Raw genomic sequence first — 17336 nt, forward strand, 5'->3', positions numbered from 1 at the left:
TGAATTTATCGTGACAATCTAAAAACCGCCCGTAAGGTTTTATGAAACGGATCCGCGAATGGGGTCGCGATCCGATCATATGGGGAGGATTCACGCGATGATTGCGACCAAGGGATTGATCCGTCTATCGACGGCGGCCTTGCTGGCCGGCGTGTTCACGGGGGCCGTCAGCGCCCAGGACGCCGCGCCGCCACCACCGCCGCCGCCCGAGGCGGGACGGGCGCAGCTGGAGACGGTCTATACCTCGGCCACGCGCCAATCGACCGACGTGCAGACCACGTCCATCGCGGTGACGTCCATCTCGCCGGCTGAAATCGAAACCCGGTTCGTGCAGGACATCCGGGGGATCGCCGATCTCTCGCCCAACGTGACCATCCAGCAGGTGACCGGCTTCAACGCGGCGGCGATCGGCATCCGGGGCACGGGCACCAACGACATCATCACCTCCATCGATTCCGCGGTGGGCGTCGTCGTCGATGATTTCGCCCTGGTGCACACGCAGGGCCAGCTGCTCGATCCATTCGACGTGGAATCCATCGAAATCCTGCGCGGACCGCAAGGCACCCTGTTCGGCAAGAACACCACGGGCGGCGTTGTCGTGGTGCGCACCACCCGGCCCAAGCTCAATGAGTTTGGCGGCAAGCTGCAGCTCCGGGGCGGCAATCTGGGCATGCTGGAAGGTCGCGGCGCCGTCAATATCCCGCTGGTTCAGGACAAGCTCGCGGCCCGCGTCGTCGCCATGTACCAGACCGACAGCGGTCAGTACACCAACGACAAGGTCAGCCAGGTCTACGGCGTCAATGGCGGTCCGACGCCGTTCGGGCGTCCGGTCAATGGCGACGGCCGCCGTGTGGATGGCAAGAACGTCTTCTTCGGCCGCGGCAAGCTGCTGTTCACGCCGAGCGACAATTACGAAATCCTGGCGTCGTTCGAAATCCTGCGGGACCGGTCCGATACGGTACCGGGCATCAACGAGACGCCGTCCAACGGTCAGCTCGACAAGTTCGGCATTCCCCGTGGCTTTCTGTTCAACGCCATCGGCTTTCCCGGCATCCAGCAGACCTGTGCCGAGCTGACCCAGAAGTGCATCCTCAGCACCGGCGTCAGCTTTCGCGATGACGGCCTGCGCATGGAGCGCGGTCACCGCATGGACGTGATGGGCGGCTACCTCCAGCAGAAACTGGACATGGACACGCTGACGGCCGAGCTGTTCCTCGGTTACCGGAAGCAAAAGGAACGGCTGCCCAGCACCTATGCGGGCGAGGCGTTCCCGTCGCTGTTCGACGCGACGCGGCATCTCGAACGCGAGCAGATGCAGGCCGAGTTGCGGCTGACGTCCAGCTTCGACAGTCCTTTCAATTTCATCGCCGGCGCCGCCTACTACATCAACAATCTCGACTGGCGCTCGATCAGCTATGTGGGTTTCACCTCGGTGCCGTTCCTGAATCCGGCCTGCGATATCGAGAATCCGGCGGGCGATCCTGACTGCGTGGCGCTCGATCCCAGTTTCGCGTCCATCGACCGCGCGAACTTCACGCCGCTGCATCAGGACGCCGACGCGCTCGGCATCTATGCGGAGTTCTACTACGACATCACCGAGCGGCTTAAGCTGACCGCCGGCGTGCGCTATTCCTACGAGAAGAAGAAGTTCCTCACCTATAACGGCGCGGCCCTGACGCCGGACGAAGCCGACCTGTTCCGCCGCGACAATGGCGGCACGGCCCTCGAGGAGATCCTGACCCAAGGCGCCACGCCCGACAATCCCGGCCGCTTCAACTTCGTCTATGGCGACCAGAAATCGTGGGACAATTTCACCTTCAAGGGCGTCCTCGGCTACACCGCCGATGACAGCAACTTCTTCTACGCCAGCTTCAATCAGGGCTTCAAATCGGGCAGCTTCGTCGAAACCTGTACCTCGCTCGGCACCTGCCAGCCGTTCGAGGAAGAGACCGCCAACTCGTTCGAGGTCGGCTACAAGGGCGACATGTTCGACAACACGCTGCGCCTGAACCTTGCCTTGTTCTATACCAAGATCAAGAACGTGGTCCGGTCGCAGGTTGTCCAGATCATCAATGAATTCGGTCTTCCCGACCAGGAAACCCAGTTCCGCAACATCGCCGGCCAGCGCAACTGGGGCGTCGAGGCGGAAATGAACTGGCTCGCGACCGACAATCTGCGCTTCAGCGCCACCGCCGCGTATCTGAACGCGGAATACACCGAGTTCCTCACCGACGTGAACGGCAGCGATCCGATCAGCACGACCATGCCGGAGTGCATGAATGTCGACGGCCTGAACGACGACGCCAAATGTCTCGGCATCAAGCCGAACTTCGCCCCGAAATGGCAGCTTGGCGCGACGGTCAATTACGACATGCCGCTGGGCAACAACGGCGCGCTGAACTGGAACGCCAGCGTTCACTGGAGCCCGGAATACGAGTTCACGGTCTTCAACTCGGACTACACGCAGGCCCAGGAGCGCACCCTGGTCAACGCCAGCGTCACCTATGTCGAGCCGGAGGAACGGTGGCGGCTGTCGCTGTTCGTCAAGAACCTGCTCAATGAAACCTACCGGACCGGCGGCAACTCGGTGGCGGGGCTCTGGAACTTCACCAATTACGGCCAGACACGCCGCTGGGGAGCGGAGTTGAATATCAACTTCTAGGCGGGGGACAATCCGCGACGGCAGGCGGGCGCTTCGGCGCCCGCTTTTCATTCCGGCTCGGACGACGGCGCGTGCGACATAAAAGCAACAATGAATGTAAAAAGCAGATGTGACTGCTTTCTGTAATGACTGGTCCAGTTTTACCTCGTATCTTCCGCCTTTGGAAACGGTACCGCCGGGTAACGGGCGGGCCGTGGGAAGTGAACCCTGGGGAGGTCTCATGAAACAATCGTTCAGACAAACCGTCAGTGCGTATGCACTCGCCGCCGCCATGGGCGTGACGCTCGTGGCCGCCGGCCAGGCGCATGCGCAGTCAGCGCCGGCCGCCGCGCCGCCGGGCGCCGCCGCGCCGCGCACCGGTCTCGAAAGCGTGACCGTGTCCGGCACCAAGCGCGACGAAGCGTCGCAGGACGTGCCGATCGCCATCTCGGCGATCTCGGACCAGCAGCTCGCCAACACGTTCCGCAACGACGTGCTCGCCGTGTCCGACATGTCGCCGGGCGTCGCGCTCGGCCAGCTCGCCGGCTTCCGCGCCATCGCCGGTGGTATTCGCGGTACGGGCCAGAACTCGATCCTGGTGACCCAGGACAGTTCGGTGCCGATCATCGTCGATGAATTCGGCCTCAATCACGTGCAGTCGCAATTCGTCGAACTGTTCGACGTGGACCGCATCGAGGTGTACCGCGGCCCGCAGGGTACCCTGTTCGGCAAGAACTCCACTGGCGGCGCGATCTATATCGTGACCAAGCGTCCGGAGATGAACGAGTTCAGCGGCAAGGTCGAGTTGCAGCTGGGCATGTTCGACAGCAACAATGGCAAGATCGCCAAGGGCAAGCTGGCCCTCAACATTCCCGTCGTCGAAGACAAGCTGGCGATCCGCATGGTCGGCATCTACGACTACGATGACGGCTATATCAAGAACAGCCACGTCGCCAGCGGCTTCCCGAACTTCGTGCCGCTCTATGGCGCCTATGGCCTGCCGGTGGTCAATCCGCCGCTGCCGCCCGAGCTCAACACCAACGCGGCCGGTTCCGGCGAGAACCTGAACGGCACCGACGTGTTCGCCGGCAAGTTCAAGGTCCTGTTCACGCCGACCGACAACTACGAAGCCTACTTCATCCTCGAGGCCCTGCGCGACCGCTCCGACTCGGTGCCGAGCGTCAATGACTCACCCGTTCTCGGCGCCATCGACCCGGATGCCGGCCCGCAGAACATGCTGATGCCGCTGCTCGGGTTCAATGGCCGTGACGCGACGGGCGAAAGCCCCTGGGTCACCGCCGTCACCAACCAGTGCGCGGGTAACAACCCGTCGGGCCTGTGCATTCCCTCGGGCCACCGCGTCAGCGCCATGGGGTACAATCTGCAACAGAACCTGGATCTGGACGTCGTCAGCTTCAAGCTGATCACGGCCTACCGGAAGCAGAAGGAAATCCTGCCCAGCACTTATCCGGGCGAGGCGTTCAACAGCCTGTTCGATGCCACCCGCAATCTTGTGCGCGAGCAGATCCAGATCGAGTTGCGCGCCGCCACCAATTTCGACGGCCCGATCAACTTCATCGCCGGTGGCACCTATCAGGAAGACAACGTGAAGATGTTGTCCTACTCCACCGTCGGCTTGTCCTCTTTGCTGCCGCGCACGGATGCCCAGCTTGGCCGCCCGACGGTCGGCAATCCCTATCTGGATGACCGTGGCTTCATCAATCTGGATCTGGACTACATCAACGATCCTGCCACGGGCGGAGCCGACCAAGACCGGTCCACCTATGCCTTCTACTTCGACGGCAACTGGGACATCACCGATCGCCTGCGCTTCACGGCCGGCCTGCGCTGGACTCTGGACAAGAAGTCGTTCTTCCGCCGCGCGAATGCGGGTGGTGTCTGCAATCAGTACACCAAGCCCAAGGACCAGCGGCTTGTCGACACCGACAACAACGTCAACACGCCTCCCGTCTGCTTCGACACCCGCTCGAACGCCGTATCGCGCGCTGGCCTGACCGCCGCCGACCTCGACCCGCGCAACCTGCCGCTGCCGAACTCGGCCTACGCCCTGGTGGTGGACACGAGCGATGAGTGGGACAAGATCACCTGGCGCGCCGTTGTCGACTACAAGGTCACCGACGAAGCCATGGTCTATGCCAGCTACTCGACGGGCTTCATCTCGGGCGGCTTCACCGAGACCTGTTCCAGCCCGACGACCTGCGTCGCGTTCCAGCCGGAAAACAACTGGAGCGCCGAACTGGGTCTGAAATCGCGTTGGTTCGACAACACGGTGCAGGCCAATTTGACCGCGTTCTACACCGTCTACTCCGACCTGATCCGTTCCCAGGTGGTGCCGTTCACCGACTTCGCCGGCAACACCACCCAGGAAACCATCAACGTCAACGCCGGCAAGTCGCGCAATCTGGGCGTCGAGGCGGAACTGCAGTTCCAGCCCACCGACCAGCTGCGCATCGATCTGTCCATCGCCTACCAGGACCATAAGTACAAGGAGTTCTTCCTGGACCGTAATGGCGATGGCGACACGCTCGACGGTAACGAGAACCTGACCGACTACACGGTGCCCTATTCGCCGAAGTGGAAGATCGGCGGCTCGGTCACCTATGACGTCGTTCTCGGCAATGCGGGCGTCCTGACCCTGAACACCACCGGCAACTATCAGTCGGAAGCCGAAATGGCGGTGTTCAACTCGCTGAACACCCAGATGACCGAACGCTTCCTGTGGGATGCCTCGGCCAGCTGGCAGGATGTGAACGAGCGCTACCGCGTCACCCTGTTCGCCAAGAACATCCTGAACGAAAAGTACCGGCTCGGCTCCAACTCGGTGGCCGGTCTCTGGAACATGACCATCTATGGCAAGCCGCGCACCTACGGTATCGAGCTCGGCTTCAACTTCTAGTCGACGGGTACAACCCAAGAACCTGGCGGGCGCTGCGGCGCCCGCTTTTTTTTGTGAAGATGCCGGGGCCGGAACAACATTCACGTACAACTTTTCAGCACGGGAAAAGTCGCGTACAAGGTGGGGCGGGTCGGTCCGGGGGCCGCCTGTTCCACTTTTTCGCCCTGTCCTTGGCAGGGCCGTGTTGTAGGCGGGGTTCCATGCAAGACTCTGAGAGCGTGCGGCCGGGAGAGCCGCCATGGCCGAATCCGGCCTATGCGTGGTACGTGGTCATCGTCCTGTTCATCGGTGCGATCGTGTCGTTCCTGGACCGGCAGATCATCGCGATCATGGTCAGCGACATCAAACTGGACCTCGGCCTGTCGGATTTTGAGATCGGCCTCTTGCAGGGTCCGCCCTTCGGCATCTTCTATGCCCTGATGTCCATCCCGATCGCCCTGGCGGCGGACCAGTTCAACCGGCGCAACATCATCGCGATCGGCGTGACCTTCTGGAGCCTGGCCACCGCCGCGTGCGGCTTCGCGGGCCATTTCTGGCATCTGTTCCTGGCCCGCATCAGCGTCGGCGTCGGCGAAGCGACCCTCAGCCCGTCGGCCTATTCCATCATCAGCGACTATTTTCCCAAGTCCAAGCTGGCCATGGCGATGAGCGTGTTCACCATGGGCAATCTGACCGGCGTCGGTCTTGCCATGGTGCTCGGCAGCGCGTTGCTCGCCGCGCTGAATGCCATCGGCCCGACCGACCTTCCGCTGCTGGGCACCATGCGTCCCTGGCAACTGGCGTTCGTCGCGGTCGGTCTGCCGGGACTGCTGCTGGCCCTTCTCGTGTTGACCATCCGCGAGCCTTATCGTCGTGGCCGGACGGTCAGTGATGAAACACAGGGCGGAAAAGCGCAACTCGCGGATTTCATCGCCTTCCTGCGAAGCCATTCGGCGACCTTCGGTCATCTGCTGGTCAGCTTCACCATCCTGGTGCTGATCGCCTACGCCAACTTCGCCTGGGTCGTGCAGTTCTTCGTGCGCTCCTTCGGGACGACCCAGACGGAAGCCGGCATGTGGTATGGCACCATCGTGCTGATCTTCGGCACCATGGGCGCCTTCTTCGGCGGCTGGCTGTCGAACCGGCTGATGCGCGCGGGCTATGTTGACGCGCCTTTCCGCGCCTCGCTCATCTGCACGCTGCCGCTCGCCGTATGTGCCTTCTTCGCGTTCGTGGTCGCGCCGGATTCCTGGTGGGCGCTGGTCGCGCTGGCGCCCTGCCAGTTTCTCGGCGCCGTGCCAGCCGGTCTGGCGGGCACCGCGATGATGTCGATCACGCCGAACCAGATGCGCGCCAAGGCGGCGTCGGTCTATCTGTTCTTCAGCAATATCGTCGGCATCAGCCTGGGATCGACCATGGTCGGCTTCCTGACGACGCATGTCTTCCGGGACGACAGCCGGCTGGGACACGCGCTCGCCATCATCAATTGCGGCGGCGCGCCCATCGCGGCGCTGATCATCTTCCTCGGGATGAAGCACTATCGCGCCAGCCTGCTGCATGTGGAGGAACTGACGGCCCGGCAGATGCAGGCGGCCGGCTGATGCCTACTCGGCGGCGGACGTGGCGGGCTTGCGGACGCGCGGCCTTGGCGGGGAAGGTGGGACCATGGCGGCCTTGAGCTCGTCGAAGGCATCGCGGAAGCAGCTCATGTAGAATTCCGGATCGGGCATCATGTCCCGGTCCGAGATGGCCGTGATGGTCAGCTTGCCGTCATAGCTCAGGATGGTGTGGAACAGGCCCAAGCCGTCCTGCACGATACCCAGCCCGTACTGATTCACCAGCCGCGCGCCGGCGAAGTATAGCGGATGCTGTGGGCCAGGGACGTTGGTCATGACGGTGTTGAACAGCGGCCGCCCGCCATTCGCCAGGCGCATCTGGGCGAGAAACTGGGCCGCGACGCCGTTGGTGGTGGCCGGCAGCAATTGCTGGAAATCGGTCAGCAGGCGCGCGCCGATCGCATTGGTCAGCGCCTTGGAATTGGACGTCGAGGCGCGGACAGCCTCCAGCCGTTGACGCGGATCGGCGATATGGGTGCCGAGCGACGCCAGCATCGCTGTGACTTCATTGCCGGTGGTCATCGCCGTGGCCGCCCGCGTCCGAACCGAAATGGGCGCCATGGTGATCAGCGGTTCGTCCGGGAGCTCGTTCTTGGCCAGCAGGTAACGGCGCAGCGCACCGCCGCCGAGCGCCAGAACCACGTCGTTGATGGTCGCGCCGGGAAGCGCATCCTTGATGGCGCGGAGATCCGCCAGGTCGAAGCTGATGCCATTGAAGACACGTCGACCGGAAATCTCCCGGTTGAACCGGGTCGATGGCACTTGGCCGGCGGGCAAATCCATCCGCAGGTTTTCCTCGCCAAGGGTGAGGAAGTAGCGCGCCGAGGCGGGCACGGACTCGGCCATCAGCTTGAGGAGGCGCATGGGCTGCGCCAGATTGTTCATATGCGCCCGGCCGAGCAATTCCATGGGCGTGGGCTCCGTCTCGGGAGTCCAAGGCTCGGGCGTGCCGAGGCGCAGGCCCGGCTCGGTCTCGTGGATCGCCGTATTCATGGAGACGGACGAGACGCCGTCGATCGCCGCATGATGCAGCTTGGTGACGATGGCGAAGCTGCCGGGCGGCAGTCCCTCCACATTGTCGAGTCCCTCGATCACGTCCATGGTCCAGAGCGGCCGGCTCAAATCGAGCGGGCGGTCATGCAAACGCGAGACGAGAATGCATAATTGCCGCCAGTCGCCCGGCTTTGGCAGGGCGAGATGACGGACGTGATATTCGATATCGAACCGGGAATCGTCGACCCAGTAAGGGTGGTCCAGATTCAGCGGTACGTTGGCCAGCTTCTGCCGATATCTGGGCCCCTTGTGAATATGGGATTCCAGATATCGCAGGATTTGCCGGAACCGCAGCATCCCGCCCGGCACGGTGGACTGATCGTAGATGTACAGTCCACCGATGTGGTTGGCGACGCGCTCGTTCTCGGTATACAGGAACGAGGCGTCGAGCGGGCTGAGCTGTTCCATGGCTGGAGGACAGTCGGCCGAAAGTTACTTCTTCGCGACGGCCTGCAGTTCGGACATGCTGTCCTGGAAGCGGCGGCCGATGACGCCCCAAGCTTCGGTCTGCGACTTGCCGGCCAGCTCGGCCAGTTCCTTCATATTGGACACCGACTTCTCGAACGCGCCGCGGGCCATTTCGACCGGCTTGGCGAACACATCGGCGCCGCCGCCGGCGGTGATGGTCTTGGCGGTTTCCTGGAAGTCGCTCATGGCTTCGGCGGCCAGCTCCTGCTGACGCTTGGCGACGGCCTGCATGCCTTCGAGCGCGATGCGGTTGGCTTCGGTGAGAGCCGCGAAGTTCGCCTGGCCCGTCTTCATGACACTATCCATGTCGAACTTGGGCATGGCGCCCATGTTGAACGACGGCATGCCACCCGCGAACTGGGTGAAGCTCTTGGTCATGTTCTCGAAGGCTTCGGTGAACGGGTTGGTCTGGGACATCAGTGCTCTCCTCGGGAAACGTGCTGGTCAGCGGCATTTTCGTAACGGGCCCGCTTTGTTGCAGTGCAATATAACGATGAAGGCGGATTTTGCAACCGCAAAAAGCATGCCTGTCCGCGGACACCAGCGGGGGCACTAATCGCGTGCTTGATTGTTAGTGACGTGACGACCCGTAAATACCGTCTATAGTGACTGACACAGGACAACCGTCCATTCGGCAAGGACGGGACGAGGACAACGAATGAACGCCAACGCGCACAAGATGCCTCATGCCGGCCACTACGATCCTCCGGCAGCGGTCTGGTCCATGCTCGAGCCGGCCCGGGCCCTCATGGAATTCGGAATGTTGCCGTTCGCCGCGGCCTGCCTGGGGCAGGCACCGCGCGGTGACGGCCATCCGGTCATGGTGATCCCCGGTTTCATGGGCACGGACAACTCGACGGCCGTGCTCCGGACCTATCTCTCGACGCTGGGTTACGAGGTCTATCCCTGGGCGCTGGGCCGGAACTTCGGCCCGCGAGGCGACACGGAACAGCGGATGGTGGAACGCGCCAATCATCTGGCCGCGACCCACGGCCGGAAGGTCAGCCTTGTCGGCTGGAGCCTGGGAGGCATCTTTGCCCGGCAGATCGCGCGGGACATTCCCGACGCGGTCCGTCAGGTCATCACCATGGGCAGCCCTTTCGGCAGCGCCGGAATGGGCGGCACCAACAAGGAAATCGCCGAGCTTTACGAGATGTTGTCGGGCGACATGGTCGCTCACGCGGACGAGCACGTGAAGCAGCGCCACAGCGCGCGTCCTCCCGTTCCGTGTACCGCGATCTACTCGAAGACGGACGGCGTCGCGGTGTGGCAGGTCTGTTCGGAGGAGGATGGTCCCGACACGGATAATATCGAGGTGTTCGGCAGCCATACCGGTCTCGGCTTCAATGCCTTCGTGCTCTATGCGGTGGCCGACCGCCTGGCCCAGGCGGAAGGTCACTGGGCGGCGTTCGACCGCAGCGGTCCCAAGGCGCTCTTCTACCGTTAGCCCAAGAACCGCTGTCTCCCGTTCCTCGCTCTGTTATGGTGCCTGCCGTAACGTCGAGGGGAGGGAAAGACATGAGCAATCCAGCGAACCGCCAATGGGTACTGGCACGGCGTCCTGAGGGGATGATCTCCGTTGATGATTTCGCGCCCGCGACGAGCGATATCGCCGAGCCGCTGGATGGCCAGCTCGTCGTAAAGGTCACCCATATCGCCTATGAGCCCGCCATGCGCGGCTGGGTGCGCGAAATTCCTGGGCACGGGGCCAACCTGCCGATCGGCGGGGTCATGAAGGCCTCGGGTGTGGGCGAGGTCGTCGCTTCCCGTCATCCCGAGTTTCAGCCCGGCGACAAGGTATCCGGCATGTTCGGCTGGCAGCAATATGCCGTGGTCGATGCGGTGGGCCAGTTGTTGCCCGTGCAGAAGATGCCTGCGGGGGTGACCGAGGAAATGGCGCTCAGCGTCCTAGGCATCACCGGCCTGACCGCCTATTTCGGCATGCTCGACGTCGGCAAGCCGCGCGCCGGCGACACGGTGGTGGTCTCCGGCGCGGCGGGCGCGACCGGCTCCATCGCCGGGCAGATCGCGCGGATCGCCGGGTGTCGGGTGATTGGCATCGCCGGCGGCGCCGAGAAATGCGCCTGGCTGACCGACGAGGCGGGCTTCGATGCCGCCATCGACTACAAGAACGAGGATGTCTCCGCTCGGCTGCAGGCACTGGCGCCCAAGGGCATCAACGTCTTCTACGACAATGTGGGCGGTGCGATTCTCGAAGCGGCGCTGGACAACATCGCGATCGGCAGCCGCATCGTCATCTGTGGCGGCATTTCGGGCTACAACGTCGCCGACGACGCCGCTGTCGGCCCGCGCAACTACATGCGCATCGTCAACAGCCCCTCGACCATGAGCGGCTTCCTACTGGGCCAGTTTTCGGCCCGCTTCGACGAGGCGCGCGAGCAGCTCGGCGCCTGGGCGCGCGAGGGCAAGATCCGCTTCTCGGTGGATGTGCAGGAAGGATTCGACAACGTGCCCGCCACCTTGCTGCGGCTGTTCCATGGCCAGAATCTCGGCAAGCAGCTCTGCCGCATCGCGTGAACCGCGCCAAACCCGCCGACGTATAGAGCGCCATGACCGATACCGCCCACAAACCATCCGGCCATCCGCCCGTCGCCTCCGGGCGCATCGGCGTTCTTCTCGTCAATCTGGGAACACCGGATGCACCCACGCCTTCGGCGGTGCGGCGCTATCTGCGGGAGTTTCTCAGCGACCGGCGCATCATCGAAACCCATCCGGCGATCTGGCAGCCGATCCTCAATCTCTTCATCCTGCCGTTCCGGCCGCAGAAAACCGCCAAGGCCTACCAGCTTGTCTGGCGTGACGATGATGATGGCTCGCCCCTGCGGCATTTCACGCGCACCCAGACCGAAGCCTTGGGCCACCTGATCGGCCAGCGTCGAGGCGACGTGATCGTCGATTGGGCCATGCGCTACGGCACGCCGTCGGTGGCGGACAGGCTCAAGGCCTTGCGTGACCAGGGCTGCGACCGCATTCTCGCGCTGGCGCTCTATCCGCAGTATAGCGGCACGACGACAGCCTCGGCCTATGATGCGGTGTTCTCGGCGCTGCAGGGCATGCGCTGGCAGCCGGCGCTGCGCACCGCGCCGCCCTTCCATGACGATCCGGCCTATATCGACGCGCTGGCGTGCGGCATCGAGGCCCATCTGACGGCGCTGCCCTGGACGCCCGATGCGGTGATCGCGTCCTATCACGGTATTCCGAAGAAGTATTTCGACGCGGGCGATCCCTATTACTGCCACTGCGCCAAGACCACGCGGCTTCTGCGCGAGCGGCTCGGCTGGAGCGAGGATCGGCTGCTCATGACGTTCCAGTCCCGCTTCGGCCCCATGGAATGGCTCCAGCCCTACACCGACGAAACCCTGGCCGCCCTGCCGGGCCAGGGCGTCAAGCGCATCGCCATCGTCTCGCCGGCCTTCCTCGCCGACTGTCTGGAAACGCTCGAGGAGATGGCCGAGCGCGGCCGCCACATCTTTCTCGAGGCCGGCGGCGAGGCGTTCAGCTACATCCCCTGCCTCAACGACACGCCGCCAGCCATCGACGTGCTGAATGGACTCGTCGAGCGCGAACTGGGCGGGTGGCTTTAGCGGCAGATACCGCCCCACTCTGATGCCGGATGCGCCCCTCCGCCACTTCCGCTAGGATCAGGGAACAAGGTAGCGCGTTTGAGGGGGCTCGATGGCGCAGGAGCAGGCCGGCGAAGGCCGGTGGTTCTATTTTTCCATGGCCGTTCTGTCGGCGGCGATCATCTTCGCCGGCTTCGCGCCGTCCTATTACCTCAAGAATGTCTTCCAGGCCCCGCCGCCGCTGTCACCGCTGACATCCCTGCATGGTATCGTGTTCACGGCGTGGACGCTGCTGTCCGTGCTCCAGACGGGGCTGATCGCCGTCAATCGCCCCGGTCTCCACCGAAATCTCGGCATTCTTGGCGCGGTCCTGTTCGGCGTGGTCATTGCCGTCGGGGTGACCACGGCCATCGTCGCCGGACAATTGGGGCACGTGCCGCCGGGCGCGCCGCCGCCGCTGGTCTTCATGGCCCTGCCGCTCGTGGCCATGACGGGCGTTACGATTCTGGTGCTCATCGCGCTCGCGAACCGGTCGCGGCCCGGCGTGCACAAGCGCCTGATGCTGGCCGGCTTCTTCCTGATGACCGCGCCGGCTCTGCACCGGCTCAGCCTCGGCGCGGGTTACGTGGAGGCCGGAACGTGGGTGTCGCTGATCGGGCCGGACCTGCTGCTGCTCGGCGCCGCTTTGTATGATCTCGTTTCCCGCCGCCGCATCCACCCAGCCTATCTGTGCAGTGCACTGATCTACGCGGCCCTGAACGTGGCGGTGATCTGGGCATTTTCGAGCCCGTCCTGGCTCGCGTTCGCGACGCGTCTGGTGGGCGGCTCCTCTTGACACACCCCGGCACCTGACCCAAAACCGTCGCAACGGAAACACGCCGGGGCGATCATGAACGTCGAAAATCCGCTCGCTGGCCAGACCATGGACGAGACGCTGCGCGCCGCCATCGAGAGCGGATTCGGCTGGTCCGTGGCGCGTCAGCACCCCGAGGGCTACTGGGTCGGCAAGCTGCAGACCAATTCCTGCATGGAAGCCGAGTGGATTCTGGCGCTGCATTTCCTCGGCCTGCACGATCATCCGCGCCGGGCCGGACTGGTGCGCTCGCTGCTGCGCGAGCAGCGGGCGGATGGGTCATGGGGCATCTATCACGGCGCATCCGCCGGCGACATCAATGCCACGGTGGAGAGTTACGCCGCGCTGCGATCCGTCGGCATGGCGGCGGACGATCCGGTTCTCGCCACGGCACGCGCGTGGATTTTCCAGCGCGGCGGTCTGCGCAACGTACGCGTGTTCACCCGCTACTGGCTGGCCCTGATCGGCGAATGGCCGTGGGAGAGCACGCCCAACATCCCGCCGGAAGTCATCCGCTTTCCCCTGTGGTTTCCCTTCAACATCTATAATTTCGCGTCATGGGCGCGCGCCACCCTGATGCCCATCGCCGTGCTGTCGGCGCGCCGCCCGGTGCGTCCACTCGCCGATGGTAATCGCCTGGACGAGTTGTTTCCCGAAGGGCGTGAAGGCTTCGACTATTCCCTCCCCAAGGTGATCAGGCCCTTCACCTGGGAACAGTTCTTCATGACCACGGACAGGATCCTGCACTGGGCCCAGTCGCGCCGTGCGGTGCCGGGGCGCGAGGCGGCCATTGCCCGCGTGATGGAATGGATCGTCAAGCATCAGGACGCGGATGGCGCCTGGGGCGGCATCCAGCCGCCGTGGATCTACAGCCTGATGGCGCTGCAGATCGAGGGCTATCCCATGGGCCATCCGGTCATCGCCAAGGGACTGGACGCGTTGCACGATCCGCGGTGGTCTTATGAGGTGGATGGTGCCGTTTACATCCAGGCGTCCGTTTCACCCGTGTGGGACACGGTGCTGACCTTGCTCGCCATGGACGATTGCGAGGTTCAGGAGGAGCACGCCGAGGCGGTCGACAAGGCGATCGGCTGGCTGCTGGACAATGAGGTGCGCCACTACGGCGACTGGGCGCGAAAGGTCAGGGGCGTGGCGCCGGGCGGCTGGGCGTTCGAATACGCCAACCAGTTCTATCCCGACGTGGACGACACGGCCGTGGCACTGATCGTGCTGGCCAAGCATCGGCAAGACCCCAAATGGCGGGCGCGGGGCATCGACGGCGTCATCGAACGGGCCGTGAACTGGGTGCTCGCCATGCAATGCTCGGCGGGGGGCTGGGCCGCGTTCGACCGCGACAATGACGCCCAGATCCTCACCCGCATCCCGTTCAGCGATTTCGGCGAGGCGCTCGATCCGCCCAGCGTCGACGTCACCGCCCATGTGCTCGAGGCGCTCGGCGCGCTGGGCTATGACAGGCATCATCCGGCAATAGCGCGCGGCGTCGCCTTCCTGCGCAAGGAGCAGGAAAGGGACGGCAGCTGGTGGGGGCGCTGGGGCGTCAACTACATCTACGGCACGTCGGCCGCGCTGCCGGCGCTCAAGGCCGTGGGCGAGGACATGCGCGACGATCACGTGCTGCGAGCGGCCGATTGGATCGCCGCGCACCAGAACGCCGATGGCGGCTGGGGCGAAACCTGCGGGTCCTACATGGACCGTTCGCTGGCGGGCAAGGGCGACAGCACGGCGTCGCAGACCGCCTGGGCGCTCATGTCGCTATTGGCGGTGGGACGGCCGCAGGATCGCGCCGTGGTATGGAAGGGGCTCGGCTTCCTCACGTCGCGTCAGCAGGATGGCACCTGGGACGAGGCGGAATATACCGGCACTGGGTTTCCGGGTTATGGCCTGGGGCGGCCCATCGATCTCGCCGACGGTGCCGAGGAGGCCCTGGGGCAATCCGTCGAACTCAGCCGCGGCTTCATGATCAATTACAACCTGTACCGCCACTATTTCCCGCTCATGGCCATGGGCCGGGCGCGGAACTATCTGGCCCGGCTGGGAAACGAGCCGGAATAACATCCAGCGGACAAAAAAACGGCCTCGGAATCGAGGCAGTTTGGTAGTCGAACTTCTCAAATGACGCGCTAATGCCGGCTGTCCGGCCCGAGGCCTGCGGTCGGAGGGCTCATCACGATGAGACCCTCCTTGCAGGTCTTCGGCGAATTAGCCGAGGATCTTCAGTTCTTCAGCTGAGCTCTTGCCGTTGCGGCCACGCGTCAGTTCGTAAGAGACCTTCTGGCCCTCATTCAGGCCAGAAAGGCCGGCCCGCTCGACGGCGGAGATATGGACGAAGGCGTCGGCCGAACCATCGTCCGGCTGGATGAAGCCATAGCCCTTGGTCGCATTGAACCACTTCACGGTTCCGTTGGTCATAGATAGTGCTTCCTTAATGATGACGTAACGACCGGGCGCGCCAACGGCACGCTCGGCTTTTCAGCTCGCTGAAGTCCTGGGAGTCGATAGCTATGTCGGCGACGAAGCATACGCCGGGCCTTAGGTCACTGATCTTGCGGATATAATCCCGGACACGCAAGAATACAACCCAAAACGAGCCGTTTCCAATGCCGTGCTCCGGACCACAAATGGCCCGGAGCCTCGGTTTATCGGGTATCAGGCCGCCTGCTGCATCGGGGAGCGGCGCGGGCGGCGACGACGACGCGCGGCACCGGATTTGGCGTCGCCCGTGCGTCCGTCGGCCTGCTGGCCCTCTGCTGGCCGGCCTTCGCCGTGACGGCTTTCCTGCGGCCGGCCACCGCGACCGCGCGGCGCCTGCGTGCGCGGACGGTTGCGGCCATTCTCCGGCGGGCTCTCGCCCGTGTCGCGGGGCGTTTCGCCGACGACGCTGAGCGTCACGCGGGTCAGTTTCTCGATGCCGCGCAGATAGGCGCGCTCGGTCGGGTCGCAGAACGCGATGGCGATGCCCTCGGCGCCGGCGCGCGCGGTGCGGCCGATGCGGTGGACGTAGCTCTCGGGCTCGTTCGGCAGCTCGAAATTGATCACGTGGGTGATGCCGTCGACGTCAATGCCGCGCGCGGCGATGTCGGTCGCGACAAGCACGCGCGCCGCGCCGGTCTTGAAACGGTCCAGGGCGTTCTGGCGCGCGCTCTGGGACTTGTTGCCGTGGATGGCGTCGGCGGGCAGGCCGCTCTTGCTCAGCTGCTCGGCGACGCGGTTGGCGCGGTGCTTGGTGCGCGTGAACACGATCACCTTGCTCATCGCCTTGTCCTGCAGCAGGCGGGTGAGCAAGGCCTGCTTGCCGCCAGCGTCGATGAAATACACGCTCTGGTCGATCCGTTCGACCGTGGTGGCGGCGGGGGTCACCTCGACGCGTACCGGATCGATCAGCATGTCCGACGCCAGCTTGGCCACGTCGGTCGGCATGGTGGCCGAGAACAGCAGCGACTGGCGCTTGCGCGGCATGACCGACACGATTTTGCGCACGTCGCGGATGAAGCCCATGTCGAGCATCCGGTCGGCCTCGTCGAGCACAAGGATACCCGTGCCCGAGAGGTTGACGTGCTTCTGGTTGACCAGATCGAGCAGGCGGCCGGGCGTGGCGACGAGAACGTCGACGCCGCGCGACATCGCCTTGATCTGCGGGTTCTGGCCGACACCGCCCAGGATGACGGCTTGGCGCAAGCCAAGATTGCGGCCATAGTTGCGGATGCTGTCGGCGATCTGCACCGCCAGTTCGCGGGTCGGCGCCAGGATCAGCGCCCGCGCGGTCTTCGGCGCGGCCTGGATCTTTTCGGCGGCCAGACGCTGCAGCATGGGAAGGGTGAACGCGGCGGTCTTGCCGGTACCCGTCTGGGCGATGCCCAGCAGATCCTTACCCTGCAGCAGCAGCGGGATCGCCTGCGCCTGAATCGGGGTCGGAATGGTGTAGTTCTCGGTGGTCAGGGCACGCAGAAGCGGCTCGATGAGACCGAGGTCGTTGAAAGTCGTCGTCACTTAAACAGAATCCTTCCGCGCCGGGCGCTCGCGCTTTGTCGCGAACGCTCACAGCGTGTTGCCTTTTCCACGCGCACCTGGAAATGAAGCAGGGTTTTTGAGAATTGACCCGGGAGGAAACGCCACCATAAGGGGCGCATCGCGCGATCACGGGAAACCGAGACGGTAAGTGCGCTTGCGGGGTGCCCATGTCAAGCGGTATCACCCAACCGGCCGG

The 17336-nt window shown here is 64.1% G+C and carries 12 protein-coding genes; 8 read left to right on the plus strand and 4 right to left on the minus strand.

Features of this window, described 5'->3' with window-relative positions; translation table 11 throughout:
• The first annotated feature begins 97 nt into the window (after nt 1–97).
• The 3 genes from WJU17_RS14240 (at nt 98) to WJU17_RS14250 (ending at nt 7138) form a co-directional block, all read left to right on the plus strand.
• On the plus strand, nt 98–2662 hold the full coding sequence (locus WJU17_RS14240; RefSeq protein ID WP_346328063.1) for a TonB-dependent receptor: 2565 nt from the start codon (nt 98–100) through the stop codon (nt 2660–2662).
• Between the two features lie 220 nt (nt 2663–2882).
• Nucleotides 2883–5558, plus strand: a complete 2676-nt coding sequence (locus WJU17_RS14245; RefSeq protein WP_346328064.1) for a TonB-dependent receptor — start codon at nt 2883–2885, stop codon at nt 5556–5558.
• A 200-nt stretch (nt 5559–5758) separates the two neighbouring features.
• Nucleotides 5759–7138 carry an MFS transporter gene (locus tag WJU17_RS14250; RefSeq protein WP_346328065.1) on the plus strand — a complete coding sequence of 460 codons (1380 nt, stop codon included), beginning with the start codon at nt 5759–5761 and terminating at the stop codon, nt 7136–7138.
• 3 nt (nt 7139–7141) lie between these two features.
• Here WJU17_RS14250 and WJU17_RS14255 read toward each other — a convergent pair whose 3' ends face one another.
• Nucleotides 7142–8614: a wax ester/triacylglycerol synthase family O-acyltransferase gene (locus tag WJU17_RS14255; protein WP_346328066.1), complete on the minus strand. Its 1473-nt coding sequence runs from the start codon at nt 8612–8614 to the stop codon at nt 7142–7144.
• Between the two features lie 24 nt (nt 8615–8638).
• Nucleotides 8639–9091 (minus strand): TIGR01841 family phasin, encoded by a 453-nt coding sequence (phaP, locus tag WJU17_RS14260; protein WP_346328067.1) that lies wholly within the window; start codon nt 9089–9091, stop codon nt 8639–8641.
• A 241-nt stretch (nt 9092–9332) separates the two neighbouring features.
• On the opposite strand from phaP, the gene WJU17_RS14265 reads away from it, so the two are divergent.
• The 5 genes from WJU17_RS14265 (at nt 9333) to shc (ending at nt 15184) form a co-directional block, all read left to right on the plus strand.
• Nucleotides 9333–10121 carry an alpha/beta hydrolase gene (locus WJU17_RS14265; protein ID WP_346328068.1) on the plus strand — a complete coding sequence of 263 codons (789 nt, stop codon included), beginning with the start codon at nt 9333–9335 and terminating at the stop codon, nt 10119–10121.
• Nucleotides 10122–10192: 71 nt separating this feature from the next.
• Nucleotides 10193–11212 carry an NADP-dependent oxidoreductase gene (locus WJU17_RS14270; protein ID WP_346328069.1) on the plus strand — a complete coding sequence of 340 codons (1020 nt, stop codon included), beginning with the start codon at nt 10193–10195 and terminating at the stop codon, nt 11210–11212.
• 32 nt (nt 11213–11244) lie between these two features.
• A complete protein-coding gene (hemH, locus tag WJU17_RS14275; protein ID WP_346328070.1) occupies nt 11245–12279 on the plus strand; it encodes a ferrochelatase in 1035 nt (344 codons plus the stop codon).
• A 91-nt stretch (nt 12280–12370) separates the two neighbouring features.
• A complete protein-coding gene (locus WJU17_RS14280) occupies nt 12371–13093 on the plus strand; it encodes a hypothetical protein (RefSeq protein WP_346328071.1) in 723 nt (240 codons plus the stop codon).
• A 54-nt stretch (nt 13094–13147) separates the two neighbouring features.
• Nucleotides 13148–15184: a squalene--hopene cyclase gene (gene shc, locus WJU17_RS14285; protein ID WP_346328072.1), complete on the plus strand. Its 2037-nt coding sequence runs from the start codon at nt 13148–13150 to the stop codon at nt 15182–15184.
• 147 nt (nt 15185–15331) lie between these two features.
• Here the strand turns inward: shc and WJU17_RS14290 are convergent, their stop codons facing one another.
• A complete protein-coding gene (locus tag WJU17_RS14290) occupies nt 15332–15541 on the minus strand; it encodes a cold-shock protein (RefSeq protein WP_346328073.1) in 210 nt (69 codons plus the stop codon).
• Nucleotides 15542–15778: 237 nt separating this feature from the next.
• Nucleotides 15779–17119, minus strand: coding sequence for a DEAD/DEAH box helicase (locus WJU17_RS14295; protein WP_346328074.1), 1341 nt, complete (start codon nt 17117–17119; stop codon nt 15779–15781).
• Between the last annotated feature and the right edge of the window lie 217 nt (nt 17120–17336).

It is taken from the genome of Iodidimonas sp. SYSU 1G8 (genome assembly GCF_039655775.1).
Classification (GTDB): Bacteria; Pseudomonadota; Alphaproteobacteria; order SMXS01; family SMXS01; genus RI-34.

What these genes read in the sequence shown, in the direction of transcription:
- WJU17_RS14240 (WP_346328063.1), top strand. Translation starts at nt 98, where the DNA reads ATGATTGCGACCAAGGGATTGATCCGTCTATCGACGGCGGCCTTGCTG.
- WJU17_RS14245 (WP_346328064.1), top strand. Translation starts at nt 2,883, where the DNA reads ATGAAACAATCGTTCAGACAAACCGTCAGTGCGTATGCACTCGCCGCC.
- WJU17_RS14250 (WP_346328065.1), top strand. Translation starts at nt 5,759, where the DNA reads ATGCAAGACTCTGAGAGCGTGCGGCCGGGAGAGCCGCCATGGCCGAAT.
- WJU17_RS14255 (WP_346328066.1), bottom strand. Translation starts at nt 8,614, where the DNA reads ATGGAACAGCTCAGCCCGCTCGACGCCTCGTTCCTGTATACCGAGAAC.
- phaP (WP_346328067.1), bottom strand. Translation starts at nt 9,091, where the DNA reads ATGTCCCAGACCAACCCGTTCACCGAAGCCTTCGAGAACATGACCAAG.
- WJU17_RS14265 (WP_346328068.1), top strand. Translation starts at nt 9,333, where the DNA reads ATGAACGCCAACGCGCACAAGATGCCTCATGCCGGCCACTACGATCCT.
- WJU17_RS14270 (WP_346328069.1), top strand. Translation starts at nt 10,193, where the DNA reads ATGAGCAATCCAGCGAACCGCCAATGGGTACTGGCACGGCGTCCTGAG.
- hemH (WP_346328070.1), top strand. Translation starts at nt 11,245, where the DNA reads ATGACCGATACCGCCCACAAACCATCCGGCCATCCGCCCGTCGCCTCC.
- WJU17_RS14280 (WP_346328071.1), top strand. Translation starts at nt 12,371, where the DNA reads ATGGCGCAGGAGCAGGCCGGCGAAGGCCGGTGGTTCTATTTTTCCATG.
- shc (WP_346328072.1), top strand. Translation starts at nt 13,148, where the DNA reads ATGAACGTCGAAAATCCGCTCGCTGGCCAGACCATGGACGAGACGCTG.
- WJU17_RS14290 (WP_346328073.1), bottom strand. Translation starts at nt 15,541, where the DNA reads ATGACCAACGGAACCGTGAAGTGGTTCAATGCGACCAAGGGCTATGGC.